The 14,078-nt window shown below is 65.2% G+C and carries 14 protein-coding genes and 1 tRNA gene; 3 read left to right on the top strand and 12 right to left on the bottom strand.

Annotation, left to right across the window (positions count from 1 at the left end; all coding sequences use genetic code 11):
- Positions 1-53: 53 nt before the first annotated feature.
- Positions 54-1,157 (top strand): AI-2E family transporter, encoded by a 1,104-nt coding sequence (locus J7359_RS09255; RefSeq protein WP_247740292.1) that lies wholly within the window; start codon positions 54-56, stop codon positions 1,155-1,157.
- 100 nt (positions 1,158-1,257) lie between these two features.
- Positions 1,258-1,770 (top strand): cell wall hydrolase, encoded by a 513-nt coding sequence (locus tag J7359_RS09250; RefSeq protein ID WP_209056354.1) that lies wholly within the window; start codon positions 1,258-1,260, stop codon positions 1,768-1,770.
- Positions 1,771-1,803: 33 nt separating this feature from the next.
- Here the strand turns inward: J7359_RS09250 and J7359_RS09245 are convergent, their stop codons facing one another.
- The 4 genes from J7359_RS09245 to J7359_RS09230 all read right to left on the bottom strand — a co-directional run bounded on the left by J7359_RS09245 (position 1,804) and on the right by J7359_RS09230 (position 7,420).
- Positions 1,804-4,320 carry a DUF3772 domain-containing protein gene (locus J7359_RS09245; protein ID WP_209056353.1) on the bottom strand — a complete coding sequence of 839 codons (2,517 nt, stop codon included), beginning with the start codon at positions 4,318-4,320 and terminating at the stop codon, positions 1,804-1,806.
- Positions 4,321-4,333: 13 nt separating this feature from the next.
- Entirely contained in the window at positions 4,334-5,365 is a 1,032-nt protein-coding gene (locus tag J7359_RS09240) for a cysteine synthase A (protein WP_209056352.1), read from the bottom strand.
- Positions 5,366-5,459: 94 nt separating this feature from the next.
- Entirely contained in the window at positions 5,460-6,551 is a 1,092-nt protein-coding gene (locus tag J7359_RS09235; RefSeq protein ID WP_209056351.1) for an NUDIX domain-containing protein, read from the bottom strand.
- Positions 6,548-7,420, bottom strand: a complete 873-nt coding sequence (locus J7359_RS09230) for a DUF2059 domain-containing protein (RefSeq protein WP_209056350.1) — start codon at positions 7,418-7,420, stop codon at positions 6,548-6,550. The genes J7359_RS09235 and J7359_RS09230 overlap by 4 nt, the downstream gene beginning before the upstream one ends.
- 99 nt (positions 7,421-7,519) lie before the next feature.
- On the opposite strand from J7359_RS09230, the gene J7359_RS09225 reads away from it, so the two are divergent.
- Positions 7,520-7,609 (top strand) — tRNA-Ser (locus J7359_RS09225).
- A gap of 199 nt (positions 7,610-7,808) precedes the next feature.
- On the opposite strand, the gene ggt is transcribed toward J7359_RS09225, so the two are convergent.
- The 8 genes from ggt to secF form a co-directional block, all read right to left on the bottom strand.
- Positions 7,809-9,620, bottom strand: a complete 1,812-nt coding sequence (gene ggt / locus J7359_RS09220; protein WP_209056349.1) for a gamma-glutamyltransferase — start codon at positions 9,618-9,620, stop codon at positions 7,809-7,811.
- Between the two features lie 229 nt (positions 9,621-9,849).
- Positions 9,850-10,392 (bottom strand): DsbE family thiol:disulfide interchange protein, encoded by a 543-nt coding sequence (locus J7359_RS09215; protein WP_209056348.1) that lies wholly within the window; start codon positions 10,390-10,392, stop codon positions 9,850-9,852.
- Positions 10,385-10,534 (bottom strand): heme exporter protein CcmD, encoded by a 150-nt coding sequence (ccmD, locus tag J7359_RS09210; RefSeq protein ID WP_209056347.1) that lies wholly within the window; start codon positions 10,532-10,534, stop codon positions 10,385-10,387. Before ccmD ends, J7359_RS09215 begins: the two co-directional genes overlap by 8 nt.
- A complete protein-coding gene (ccmC, locus tag J7359_RS09205; protein WP_209056346.1) occupies positions 10,531-11,256 on the bottom strand; it encodes a heme ABC transporter permease CcmC in 726 nt (241 codons plus the stop codon). The genes ccmD and ccmC overlap by 4 nt, the downstream gene beginning before the upstream one ends.
- Positions 11,257-11,297: 41 nt before the next feature.
- Entirely contained in the window at positions 11,298-11,954 is a 657-nt protein-coding gene (gene ccmB / locus J7359_RS09200; protein WP_209056345.1) for a heme exporter protein CcmB, read from the bottom strand.
- A 163-nt stretch (positions 11,955-12,117) separates the two neighbouring features.
- Positions 12,118-12,747, bottom strand: coding sequence for a heme ABC exporter ATP-binding protein CcmA (ccmA, locus tag J7359_RS09195; protein WP_209056344.1), 630 nt, complete (start codon positions 12,745-12,747; stop codon positions 12,118-12,120).
- A complete protein-coding gene (locus J7359_RS09190; protein WP_209056343.1) occupies positions 12,744-13,097 on the bottom strand; it encodes an Mth938-like domain-containing protein in 354 nt (117 codons plus the stop codon). Before J7359_RS09190 ends, ccmA begins: the two co-directional genes overlap by 4 nt.
- Complete coding sequence (gene secF, locus J7359_RS09185; RefSeq protein WP_209056342.1) at positions 13,097-14,077, bottom strand: protein translocase subunit SecF; 981 nt, start codon at positions 14,075-14,077, stop codon at positions 13,097-13,099. The genes J7359_RS09190 and secF overlap by 1 nt, the downstream gene beginning before the upstream one ends.
- Position 14,078: the final 1 nt, after the last annotated feature.

Here is a 14,078-nt window from a genome sequence, read left to right as displayed (position 1 = left end):
CGGGCCAGCGGGCCATGCCGACCACCGGGATGACGTGAAGAACGGGGAACGGATTGGACCAGAGTTCGGGCGAGGCGGTACTGCGTGAGCGACTTCAGACCGGGTTTCTCGGACTTATCGCCTTTGGACTGCTGCTGTTCATGCTGGTTCAGGCGCGCTTCATCCTGATCTCGCTGGCCATCGCGATCATCCTGTTCTCTCTGACATCGGACGCGATCTTTGCCATCTCGTCACGACTGAAGGTACCGAAATGGCTGGGCACGACGCTGGCGCTGATCGGCATCACGCTGGCCTTGCTATGGCTGTCCACGACCATCGTCACGCAGATCAACGAAGTGGTCATCATCTCGATCACCTACGCCGAACAGGCGCAGGCCGCATTGCCCAGCCTGACCGAACGCCTGGGCCCCGAGGTCCAGGAACGGATCCTGACGGCGATTGCCAATTTCAACATCACCGGCTGGATCAGATCGCTTGCCGGGCAGGCATCCGGACTGCTGTCGGGCAGCGTGCTGGTGATCCTGTTCGTGGGCTTCATGTTCGCCGAACAGGTCTGGTTCCCCACCAAGATCGAACGTCTGACGGGCGATCCCGAAAAGGCGTTGCAGGTTCGCAGGATCATCGCGTCGATCATGCACAGGGTGAACCGCTATCTTGTGGTCAAGACAGCGGTCAGCGCGGTCACGGCCAGCGCGGTATGGGCGATTTTTCGGTTCTCGGGGCTGGAGCTTGCTGGCGCTGTCGCGCTGCTGACCTTCATCCTCAACTTCATCCCGTCGGTCGGCTCGATCATCGCCACCGTCATCACCGCGATCCTGGCCTTTGTCCTGAGCGGCGATACCACGCTGACCTTGCTGGTCGCGGTCGCCTGCACTCTGGTGCAGTTCATCATCGGCAATGTGCTGGACCCGATGCTTCTGGGTCAGACGCTGCGGCTGTCCAGCTTCGGCATCATCCTCAGCCTCGCGTTCTGGGGTGCCGTATGGGGGGTGCCGGGTATGTTCCTGGCGGTGCCGATCATGGTCGCGCTGATGATCGTCTGCGCGCATATCCCGTGGCTGAGGCCGGTCGCGGTCCTGCTGTCGCGCGAAGGCTTGCCCGATGACGGCAGCAGCGACGATGCACCGCCCGCCCCGCCCTCGTCGCTGGCGGCCTGAGCGCTGGCACCCAAATAGGCGGTTGATGCGCCATGTCCCGGCTTGCTATCCAATACACATAGATAACCGATAATCCGCGAACGGCGGAAGGGACGGGCAGATGAGTTTTCCATATCCTGCGCTGCGCAGCGCCGTGCTGCTTGGCTGCGTCGCCACCACCGTGCTGACAGGCTGCGGCATGCCGGGGCGGCATTCCGAAGTCGAATGCATGCAACGGGCGATGTATTTCGAATCCAACCGATCAAGCCGGGACGGCATGATCGCCGTCGGCAGCGTGGTGATGAACCGCGTCAGATCGCCACAGTTTCCTGATACGGTCTGCGGCGTCGTCGGCCAGAAAAACCAGTTCGCGCCGGGCGTGATGCGCCGTGAGATGAACGACCGTTCCGTGCCGCTGGTCCGCGAGGCGGCGACCGCCGTCATGCGCGGAGAGCGTCATCCACTGGTCGCCAACGCCACCTTCTTTCACACGGCGGGCTACAGCTTCCCCTATGACAACATGCACTATGTTCTGGTGACCGGCGGAAACGCATTCTACGAAAAGCGCAAAAGCTATCTTGTCACCCGTCCGGTGCCGCCCCGCGCGATCGAGGGGCTGACACGGGGGCGCTGACCCCTCGGGCTCGCGAAAAATCGCGGGACCGGCCTACCGGTCCCCGCCACTTTCACCGCCGCCACTGTCGGGCCCCGCATCGCCGCCATCCGCGTCGTCGAAGGCGATCCGCGGATCTTTCACGGTGGCGGGCGGGCCGGCAGGCCGCTTCTCGAACGCAACCGGCTGGTTTTCGGCATCGTCCTCCGGTCCGGGCTTCGGCTCGGCCTTTTCGCCGCGCAAAGCTTCGGGATTGCGCAGCCAGATATCACGCTGAGCGAACGGGATCTCGATCCCCTCGGCCGCGAACCTCTCGGCGATCTGGTGACAGACTTCGGAGGTGACGCCCAGGCCTGCGGTCACGTCCGACAGGACTGCGCGGATCTCGAAATCAAGGCTGTCCGCGCCGAAACCGCGGAACAGCACCGCGGGAGGCGGGTCGATGGTCACGATCGGCTGGTCTTCGATGATCTCGGTCAGGATGCGTTCCACCTTGCGGGTATCCGACCCATAGGCCACGCCGATCGGAATGATGATCCGGCCGGTCTGGTTGTGGCGGGTCCAGTTGGTGACCGGCTGGCTGATCAGATCGCTGTTGGGAACGATCACCTCGGTCTTGTCGAAGGTTTCCACCTGTGTTGAACGGACCGAGATGCGCTTGACGATGCCCTGCTGACCGCCTGCGCTGATCCAGTCGCCTACACTGATCGGGCGTTCGATCAGCAGGATGATGCCCGAAACGAAGTTCGAGACGATGTTCTGCATGCCAAAGCCGATGCCGACACCCAGCGCACCGGCAATGAAGGCCAGCGACGACAGGTCGATCCCCGCCGAGGTGATCGCCAGCAGCCCCGCCAGAAAGATCCCCACATATCCAAGCCCCGACACGACCGCGTTCTGCCCGCCCGCGTCCAGCCGCGTCTTGGGCAGAACCGAACTGCGCAAGGCGCCCTGCACGCCCCGTGTCACCATGTAGCCGATGCCGAAAACCAGCAGGAACGCCAGCACACCACCCGGCGAGATGGTGATGCCACTGACGCTGAAGCCGCGTTCGAACGTGCCCCAGTATTCGGCCAGATCGGTGCGCCGCGCGCCCCAGATCACCATGAAGAGCGGAATCGACAGGATCACCAGCGCAAAGCCGATCAGCAGCGGGCCCAGCCCCTCACGCGCGCCCTCTTCGCCGCGCTTCACCATGTTGAAGAAGTCGGCGATGAAATCCTGAAGCAGGACCAACAGGCCGATCAGCGCAAGGGTCAGCGTCCAGGGCCAGACCAGCATGTTCGCAAGGTTGATGAACCCCATCGCGCCGATCAGCACAGCCACCACGACGACGATCCGGGTCAGCAGACCCGCCACGGACAGGGTCTTGTGGCGATAGGTCTGATTGGCCCCCGCACCGCCGTGTTTCAGCGTGCGGAGCGCCTTGCCCAACCGGAACAACGCCACCGCCGCGACGACAAGCAACACATAGTGCCAGACCGAGACCGCCCCCTGATTGATCTCCAGCGGCACCCGCATGACCGGATCGCCGATCCGCTCGTAGATACCCGAAAGCGGCAGGACGCCGCGGGACAGAACGTGATGGATTGCAAACACGGCAGCCAGCGATGTCGTCATCCGCCGTGCCCGCTGCCGCGGCCGGTCTTCCATGTTCAGGGTTTCGTAGTTGATCGCCCTGGCCGGGAACAGTTGCCGCGCCAGCCAGCCACCACCGAACAGGATCACCCCCGCGGCAGGCAGCGCATCCAGAAACGGCAGCGTCCATTCGCCCGGCAGACCGGTGGCCTTGATCGCGCGGATGGCCAGATAAAGCCCGACCATCGGCAGAACGATCTGCCCCAGCGACACGATGAACGCCACCACCGCACGCGAATGTTCGGACGCGCGCGCAGACATGCGCGATGGCAGCGACTGCACCCATGAACGGCCATAGGTCAGCAGGACCAGCGCAACGACCAGATAGGCAACCGCCTGCGGCAGTCGGGGACGCAGCCGGGGCCAAACCTCGCTGTCGGTCAGCTGCCCGATCTCGCCGCCGATCCCTTCGCTCAGTTTCAGTGCATCGGTCATCGCCACGCCCCAGCTTGACGGGGCAAGCGGCGATGGCGACAGCGTGGCAAGTTCGATCGCCTGCCGGGCGTTGGTGATCTCGTCGATCTGCTTGACCAGCGCATCGGCGCGGCTGAAAGCCTCGACCGCCTTCAGCCGCGGGGCCTGCAGTGTCGAAAGCTGTCCCTGCAATTCGCTGCGCCGCGCGGCGACGTCCTCATCCTCGCTTTCGCCCTCGGCCGGTGCCGGTCCCAGGGCGTCCAGCTGTTCCTTGACGGTCGAGATCCGGCCCGAATTGGTGTTCTGTGCCTGCTGAAACCGGCTGCGCCATTCCACGACCGCGGCACGGGTGGTCGCCAACTGCTCGTCCGTCGCCTCGTCGCCCCCCGTCAGATCCTCGGCCTGGGTGGCGAGCCTCTCCCATGCCGCATAGTCCGGTCCGCCTTCGACCTGAGCCGCCAGCGGCGAAGCAACCAGAAACAGAACCGTCAACCAGACGGCAAGCAATGCGCGCGACATGCATTGGTCCTTTCTAGTCTTCGAAGACCTCGGGCAGCTCGGGCGCAGCGCCGGTCATCCAGCCCGGAACAGGCAGCCCCTTGGCACGCAGGAATTCGGGATTGAACAGCTTGGTCTGATAGCGATTGCCGTAGTCGCACAGGATCGTGACGATGGTGTGGCCCGGCCCCATCTCGCGCGCCATCCGGATCGCACCGGCGACATTGATCCCCGACGATCCGCCAAGGCACAGCCCCTCGTGTTCCAGCAGATCGAACACGATCGGCAACGCCTCGCTGTCGGGAATGCGCCATGCCATGTCCGGCGTGAAGCCTTCCAGATTGGCGGTGATCCGGCCCTGCCCGATCCCCTCGGTAATCGAACTGCCGGGGCTGTCGAACTCTCCGGTCGTGTAAAAGCTGTAAAGCGCCGCACCCTCGGGGTCGGCCAGGCCGATCTTGACCCCGCGCGGCTGCAGCGCCATCGCCACGCCCGCCAATGTGCCGCCCGAGCCGACCGCGCAGGTAAACCCGTCCACCTTGCCGGCGGTCTGGTCCCAGATCTCGGGGCCGGTGGTTTCCAGATGCGCCTGGCGGTTGGCGGTGTTGTCGAACTGGTTCGCCCAGATCGCACCGTTGGGTTCGGTCTTCGCCAGCGCCTCGGCCAGACGTCCGGAATAGCGGACATAGTTGTTGGGGTTGCGATAGGGCGCCGCAGGCACCTCGACCAGCGTCGCTCCGGCAAGACGCAGCATGTCCTTTTTTTCCTGGCTCTGCGTTTCCGGGATCACGATGACGCTGCGAAACCCCAGCGACGCGCCGACCAGCGCCAGCCCGATCCCGGTGTTGCCGGCCGTGCCCTCGACAATGGTGCCGCCGGGCTTCAGTTCACCGCGCGCCACGGCGTCGCGGATGATGTAAAGTGCTGCGCGATCCTTGACCGATTGCCCGGGATTCAGGAACTCCGCCTTGCCCAGAATTTCACAGCCGGTCTCTTCGCTGGCGCGGTTCAGGCGGATCAGTGGCGTGTTGCCGATCGCATCGGACAGATCAGAACAGATTCGCATGGCGATCGACCTTCTGTGGGGACGGGTTCAATGTTCGGAATACCTACACATGGCGGCCATCATTGGGCAACCCCGCGCCGCCTGCGGGGCCGCGTCACGAAGTCGACAAGTCCTTCAGCAGATCCCGGTGCTGCCGGTCCAGCCAAAGCGAAAGCATCGCCAGCGGTCCGTTGGTGATATGACCATCCCGGACCATCGCGGACAGATCGGCCCGATCGACCAGATGGCCGCGAATATCCTCGACCTCGGCATCAAGCCCGTTCACACCCGCAGAACCGTCCGGCAGATCGGCAATGCCGACATACAGATACAGAAACTCCGTCACCGCGCCCGGACTGGGATAGTGATGGACCGCCGGAAACAGACGACCAAGCCGCAGATCCGCCTCTTCCAGCGCCTCGCGCCGGGCCGCATCCACGACGGTTTCGCTCGCGTCGATACGACCCGCGATCGGTTCCAGCAGCCAGGGCTGGGGATCGTGGCGCAGCGCCGGGCCGACGCGGAACTGTTCGATCACCAGCAAACGGTCGCGCACGGGATCCCAGGGCAGCACGACGACGGCGTCCCCCATCACGAACCCTTCGCGCGTGACGGCAGGCGTGAACCCGCCCGCATGGGTGCGATGCGACAGATCCCAGACATCCACGGCAAAGAACCCCGCATAGGGCTGGCGACGTTCGATCAACCGCAGATCGTCGGCCATGCGCGGCGCAACCAGGCTGCCGCCCGAACGCGGCCCCTCCGCCGCCCGCAGACGGCTTTCAGCCCAGACCGCGATCATCGGCAGCCGCGCGGCGATCTGTGGCGCAGGCAGAAGATCCTGCAGTGACACGATCTCGCGCGCGATCGCCGCAGCCAGATCATCCGGCCAATCCTGATCCGACCATGGCGCTGCCTCGTTCTGCCCGGAACGAATCCCCATTATCTCACCGTCCGGATGTTCGACCACAGACAGACCCATGACATCGGCATAGAACCGCAGTGCGCGGGTCGGAACCGCCCGCAACACCGGCACCGCGCCCCCATCGGATTGCAATACGGGCCAATCTTCCGCGTCAATTCCCGCGCGCTGGCCACCGATCAGTGTTCCCTGCACCGTCTCGGGCCGCCCCTCGGCCGTCAGCCCCAGCGCCGCCAGCATCTTCTGGGTGGCCAGCGGACCGGCAAGCCGCACGGCCCGGCTCAAAGGTCGCGCCCCTGCATCTGCGCCGCCGCAGCGGTCCCCAGATCGCGAGAGGTCTGCAGAAACAGCGCATCGAAACCCGCGAACAGCACCGCCGACAGCGACTGCCCCGCGTCAGAGCCGGCAAATTCGATGTAACGCTCTAGCTCATCATCGCTCAGTGGCGAATAGGCCAGCATCAGATAGGCCTCCATCCAGCCAAGCGTCTCGGCCCGCAGGCCGGGTTCCTGGGACCAGGCGTCGGCCAGCATCTGTTCCTCTGTCATCGCCATGTCGAACCCGCCGGCCTGCGCGAAGCCCTGCGAGAACGCCACCGCCGCGTTCATCCCAGCGGCAACATTGGGTCCGATCAGATCGGCATCTTCGATCAGCCGGCCGATCTGTTCGACCCTCGGATCGCTGTGGCTGGCCGCTTTCGAGAACGCCTCGCGGGCGTCCTGTTCCACCGCCGGATCAAGCATCGCAAGCCGTGCCGATGTCTCCAGCCGGATCAGCCGCTGACCTAGCGCGGTGCGATAGAAATCCAGTGCCATCGAGATCTGCGGATCGGGCAGATCGGACAGGTCCCCCTGCACGCCACGACGAAACAGGGCCTCAAGGCGCGCGGGATCATGAATCTGTGCCACGCGATCACGCCATCCGGCCTCGCGCCCCTGTGCGAACATCTCGCTTCGCATCGATTCTGCCTCGATCAGCGCCTCGTCGCGCAGCAACGGCATCAACGCATCCATCCCCATCACGTCCCACAACTGAGACACAACTTGCTGACGGCCGCGCGCAGCATCGGCGTTGGCGGTCGGCGCCGCGACGGCCGGGACGAGGGCGACCTGGGACGCCAGCAGCGCCGCGATCAGGAAAAACATGCGTAACATGGCCGGGCCTTTCGCCAAGGGAATGGTTTTTTTTCGATCAAGCCCCCTTGCACTTCAACCCCTACCCTTCTAAATCCCCGCCTCACCACCCAAAAGCGCGGAGAGGTGCCGGAGTGGTCGAACGGGGCGGTCTCGAAAACCGTTGAGCCTGCAAGGGTTCCGTGGGTTCGAATCCCACCCTCTCCGCCATTGATCTGAAACAATTGCCTGATTAGCCTCCTGCCGTTGACAGATGGGTCGGGCATGCTGACCATGCTGGGCACATCCGTGGATGCTCTCGCCCACTGCGATCCGGTAAAGGTGAAGAACCCGGCAATTGCCAGGTTCTCCGCGCGTCATACATGACACCGCGACACGCAATATGCGCGGCTATTGCGGATGCCCGTGTTCAGCCTCCCAACGCGATGCCCTCTCGGCGAGGGTCGGCTCCGCCGGACAGCCCCTCGGGTGTGATCGCGATTCCGTGCAGCCCTGATGTCAGGTCGGTTTCGTTGACCTCGAAGCCCAGATCGGTCAGCGGCTGCGTCAAGGCTGCCGCGTCCGTGCCGGCCTCGACATCCATCGCGCCAAAGCGGTTCACGACATTCGGCAATGCAATCGCTTGCTGAACATCCAGCCCCCAGTCGAGATGGCCGATGATCGCCTTGGCGACATAGCCGATGATCCGGCTGCCGCCGGGCGAACCGATGACCAGAACCGGCCGGTCGTCCTTCATCACGATGCTGGGGGCCATCGAGGACCGCGGCCGCTTGCCCGGCTCCAAACGGTTGGCGATGGGATAGCCCGCATCGTCATGGGTCTCGAAGCTGAAATCGGTCAGTTCGTTGTTCAACAGAAAGCCCTGCGTGAACAGGCGCGAGCCGAAGCCGTTCTCGATGGTTGTCGTCATCGACAGCGCGTTTCCGTCAGCATCGACGATCGAGATATGCGACGTCGAGGGGAATTCGATCGCGCTGTCCTGGCCCCACAGCATCGCGTGGCTCCAGCCCGGCGATCCGGCACTGACCTCGGGCAGCGCGTCGTCACCCGACAGCAGCTTGCCGCGTTCGGACAGATAGTCAGGCGCAACCAGCCCCTCGGTCGGCACGGGAACGAAATCGCTGTCGGCCATGTAGCGGCCGCGATCCGCGAAGGCCAGCCGCGAGGCGTCGCCGATCAGCCGCCAGCTTTCGGGGTTCTCGGCGCCAAGCGCCGCAAGGTCATACCCGCCCAGCATGCCCAGAATCTGCCCCACGGTCAGCGCACCCGAGGACGGCGGCCCCATGCCGCAAATGTCGTGGTCGCGATACTCGGCACAGACGGCGGGCCGTTCGATGACGCGATATCGCGCCAGATCCTCGGCCGACAGAAGACCGGGATTGCCCTCGGCGCTGCGCACCGTGTCGACGATCCCCTCGGCGATCTCGCCCGTGTAGAACGCGTCGCTTCCTTCGGTCGCAAGCCGCCGCAGCACATGGGCATAGTCGGGATTGCGCAGCGTGGCGCCAGCGGCGATGGCATTGCCGTCCGGAAAGAAATAAGCCTTGGTCGCCGGGAACCGGCCCAGCCTGTCGCTATCCTCGGCCACAAGCCCGGCAAGACGCGGAGACACCTCGAATCCGTCCTCGGCCAGCTCGATCGCATCCTCGAACAGGCTGCCCCAGTTCGCTTTCCCCCAACGCCGATGCGCCGCTTCCAGCAACGCGGGCGTGCCAGGCGTGCCGACGGAACGCCCGCCGACGACGGCATCGAAAAACTCCAGCGGCTCTCCATTCTCATCCTGGAAGTAGGTTGGCGTTGCCGCCAATGGTGCGGTCTCGCGGGCATCCAGCGTCGTCAGCTTGCCGCTTTCGGCGTCGTACCAGACCAAAAACGCGCCGCCGCCAAGGCCCGAGCTTTGCGGTTCAACCAGGCCCAGAACGGTCTGCACTGCTACCATCGCATCTGCTGCACTGCCGCCCTGTTCCAGAATCCTGGCGCCCGCCTCGACCGCCAGCGGATTGGCCGCCGCGACCATCCAGTTCTGCGCGGTGACCGGCTTGCCCTCGGATTTCGATGTCAGCGCATCGCGGGCACCCTGGCTTAGTCCGGCGAACGCGGTTTCGCCTGCGGCCTCGCTGGAAACCTCGGGGGCGATGTCATCGGTGGCCTGTTGTGCCACCACCGGCGCGGCCCACGCGCTGCCCGCCAGCAACGCAACCGCAACGCTTTTCCGTTTCATCGTAACCTCCATTGATGCTCAAATGAGGTCAGTCTGTCCCCTGCAACCAAAACGCGCAAGCGCGCAACGCGATGCAGCCGAAGCGACCCGCCCGACGCACGGCGTCGGGCAGCGCCCGGCAATCCGGGTGCCCGGCGACGGGTCATCGCGCGGAACGGCGTAACGGGCACAATGTCGGGCGCTGGCACCGCCGGGCGCAAGGCGCCCGGCAACCCGTGAACAGCCCCGCCTAGCGGGCCGCCTCTCGTGCCTTCTCAAGCTCGGGCAGGAAGCGGTTGGTATAGTCTTCGCGGATCAGCGGGCCCGCATGGCGATGCAGGATCCGACCTTCGCCATCAATGATGAAGGTCTCGGGCGGGGCGGTCACGCCCCAGTCGATGGCAGCACGACCACTTGGATCCGTGGCCAGTGCCCGGAACGGATCGCCGTGTTCGTCGAGGAATTCGGTCGCGTTCGACGGCGGGTCCTTCAGATCGATGCCATAGACCGGCATCTCGTGCGACAAGCTTGTCAGCGTCGGGTGTTCGGCTCGGCAGGGCGGGCACCAGCTGGCCCAGAAATTGACCAGCTTCACGCCGGGCGCACGCAGCATGTCGTCGGTCAGTTGGGTGCGGCCGGGCAAGGTCGTCGCCGGCACGGTCGGCGCCTCGCGCCCGATCAGCGCCGAGGGCAGCGCATCGGGATCATCGCGCCCCATGCCCCACAGAAACATCCCGGCAATCGCGGCAAAGGCCAGCGGCGGCAGCGCGACAAGCGGCGAAAGCCTAGCCATTCGTCCTGCCCTCCTGCCGGTGCAGATCGTTTCGCGCGCGCGCGTTGGCGGCGACGCTGTGCCAGACGATTCCCGCCAGCAGCAATACCGATACGCCATAAGCCGCCAGCACGGTGCCAGCGTATTTCCCAAGTTCGATCATCCGCGAATCTCCCTAGCCTGCAGCGCGGCCAGGCGCCGCCTGCGAATTTCTGTCCGGGTCCGGATCAGCAGCAGCGCCAGGAACAGCAGCAAGAAGCCCAGCATCGACAGGTATAGCGGATAGCGATAGACCGCGCTCATCCGTTCGCCGGGGGCGACGGACAGGCTGGCGCCCTGATGCAGCCCCTGGTTCCAGAACAGCACCGCATATCGGCTGAGCAACGCGAAGACCGACCCGACAAGGCACAAAACACCGGTCAGGTCCGCGGCGCTGTCAGGATCCTCGATTGCGGACCACAGCGCGATATAGCCGACATAGAACAGGAACAGGATCAGGAAGCTGGTCAGCCGCGGATCCCATTCCCACCAGCTGCCCCACATCGGCTGGCCCCAGATCGCGCCGGTCGCCAGCGCGATCAGCGTCATCACAGCGCCGACCGGCGCTGCGGCCTTGGCCGCCAGGGCGCTGACATGATGACGACGGATCAGCCAGATCAGGGACGTGACCAGCATCATCACCCAGATATTGATCGCCATCATCGCCGCCGGCACATGCAGGAAGACGATCTTGACGGTCGCGCCCTGCTTGTAGTCCAGCGGCGTCAGGAAGCCCCAGACGACACCCCCGACCGTGCACAGCACGGCCCCGGCAACGGCCCACGGCAGGATCGCGCCGGACAGGCGCATGAACTTGACGGGGTTTGCGTATTCCCAGATCGACATATGTGTTCCCTAGCGGTGGCGCGGGCAAGGCTCAAGTCACATCAGCGCAGGTTCACGCGCAACGCGGCGGCGGCGGCAAAGGGAACCAGCGCGATCACGCCCGCGGTGATGCCTGCCAGAAACAGCATCGGCGTCGCCGGATCGCCGCCTTCGGCCCCGCGACGAACGACCTCGGTCCCGAAGATCAGGGTCGGAATATACAAGGGCAGCACCAGAAGCGACAGCAGCAGGCCACCGCGTCGCAGGCCGACGGTAATGGCCGCGCCAAACGCGCCCAGCATCGACAGTGCCGGCGTGCCGACCAGCAGCGAGGCGATCAGCCACGGCGTCGCCGCCCCCGGCAGGTGCAGCAGCAACCCGAAGACCGGCGCGGCCAAGATCAGCGGCAGGCCCGAGGTGATCCAGTGGGCAAGGGCCTTGACCGCGACGACGCCTTCCAGCGGGATCGGCGCGGTCGCCAGAAGATCCATACTGCCATCCTCGTGATCCAGCGCAAAGATTCGATCCAGCGACAGAAGACAGGCCAGAAGCGCGCCCACCCACAGAATACCGGGGGCGATCGGACGCAAGGCGCCGGTATCGGGTCCGACGCCAAACGGCACCAGCGCGCAGAGGATCAGGAAGAACGCGACGGCCAGTCCGAACCCGCCGCCCGCCCGCGTGGCAAGCGCAAGATCGCGTTTCAGAAGCGCCAGCACCGCTGCCCCCCCACGCTTGCCGGCATTGCGTTGCCGGCGGTGGCAAAGCGCCCGGAGTAACGCCCGCGGCCCGCACAGCCAGAATTGGGCACGGTTTGGGCCCGGAAGGCCGGGCGCTGCCCGACGCGTCGCGTCGGGCGGATGCGGCAGCGGGACCGGACGATCATGCGAACGCCTCGTTGAAGCCTGCGGGCCGCGGCGGCACCCCGGGCCTGGCGCGATGGGGCGTCAGGTCCAGCACGCCGGCCTCGTCCAGACCCAGATCGATATGCGTGGCCATCAGCGCTGCGCCGCCCGCCGCCAGATGATCCCGCACCGCTGTCGCGAAGCGCGCCACCGACGCCGTGTCAAGCGACACGGTCGGCTCGTCAAGGATCCACAGCTTCCGACCGGTGACCAGCAGACGCGCCAACCCCAACCTACGTTTCTGACCCGCCGACAGCGCCGCCGCCGGGCGATCGGCGAGCCCCCGCAGGTCCATGGCGGTCATCGCCGCGTCCAGCCCGCCACCGCCGAAGATTTCTGCCCAGAAGCGCAGGTTTTCGGTCACCGTCAGCGCGGTCTTCAGCCCGTCGGCATGGGCCGCGTAGGCCACGGCATCGTCGGGCATCACGATCCGGCCCTGAACCGGCGGCTGCAATCCGGCGATGGTGCGCAGCAACGTCGTCTTGCCGATGCCATTCGGACCGCGCAGGATCAGCGCCTGCCCCGCCGCCAGGGAAAATGACACCCCTTCGACCGCCCGCATCCCGCCGCGCGCGACGGCAAGATCCTGGACGGTCAGCAGGCTCATACGGGAAGAAGGGCGCAGGCGACGCGGCGGCCTTCCGACAGCGTCACGTTGTAGGTCCGCGCGGCGGTCGGAGAGGCCATTGCCTCGACGGCGATCCCAGCGTCCTGCAACGCCTGCGCAAGGTCCGGCGGCAGATGCGAGATGTCGGCGCCCATGCCGACGAACAAGACGTCGATTCGGCCCGCCAGGGACAGCAGTGCCGCCTGATCGGATAATCCGCCCCAGTCGCGGCCGCCGCCCTCGGTCACCAGCACGGCCCCCTGGAACACCTTGCCCCCCACCCGGAAAAAGCCGGGACCATAGCCGTCGACCGGCACCGCCCCGTCGAAATCGGTGGGCTTCATCGCCATCAGGGCGCCTCGGCGCCCGAGAAGGGCGAGCCGTCCTGCTTGGGGTCCTTTTTCGACCAGTCGCGCTTGACGCCCAGCCACAGCACCACGTTCTTGGCGACGTAGATCGACGAATAGGTGCCGATGATGATGCCGAAGGTGATGGCGAAGACAAAGCCGCGGATCACATCCCCGCCCAGCACCAAGAGCGCGATCAGGGCGACCAGCGTCGTGCCCGAGGTCATCACCGTCCGCGACAGGGTTTCGTTCACCGACAGGTTCATCAGATCGCGCAGCGGACGTTTCTTGTATTTCATCAGGTTTTCGCGCAGCCGGTCGAAGACAACCACGGTATCGTTGATCGAATAGCCGACAATGGTCAGAAGGGCTGCGATGGTGGTCAGGTCGAACTTGATCTGGAACACCGCAAACACCCCCATGGTGATCAGCACGTCATGAACCAGCGACACGATCGCGCCCATCGAGAACTGCCATTCGAAGCGCAGCCAGATATAGAAGGAGATCGCCACAAGCGACGCCAGCACCGCATAGACCGCGGTCTGGATCAGTTCACCCGACACCTTCGGGCCGACTGATTCGACCGACGGGAAGGTGATCGACGGATCGACCTGCTGCAACGCCGTCTCGACCGCAGCGATGGTCTCGGGGGTGACGGATTCGGTGCCTTCCTGCGCGCTGATACGAACCTGCGCGACATGCTGATCCTCGCGGAAGGTCGGGTCATAGACCTGCGTGATCGCGACATCGCCCAGATTCAGCGGCTGCAACGCGGCGCGGTATTCACCGACATCCACCTGCTGAACGGATTCGGTGCGGATCGTGGTGCCGCCCTTGAAGTCGATCCCGAAATTCAGGCCGAACATGAACAGCGCCACCACCGACAGCACGGCCAGAACCGACGAGATGCCGAAGGTCAGGGCCTGCCAGCGGAAGAAATCGATCCGCGTTTCGTCGGGGACAAGTTTCAGACGAAATGCCATG

Origin of the sequence: Paracoccus sp. R12_2 (genome assembly GCF_017744015.1) — a bacterium.
In the GTDB taxonomy this organism is placed as follows: domain Bacteria; phylum Pseudomonadota; class Alphaproteobacteria; order Rhodobacterales; family Rhodobacteraceae; genus Paracoccus.
This window is presented reverse-complemented; position numbering and strand designations above follow the sequence as displayed.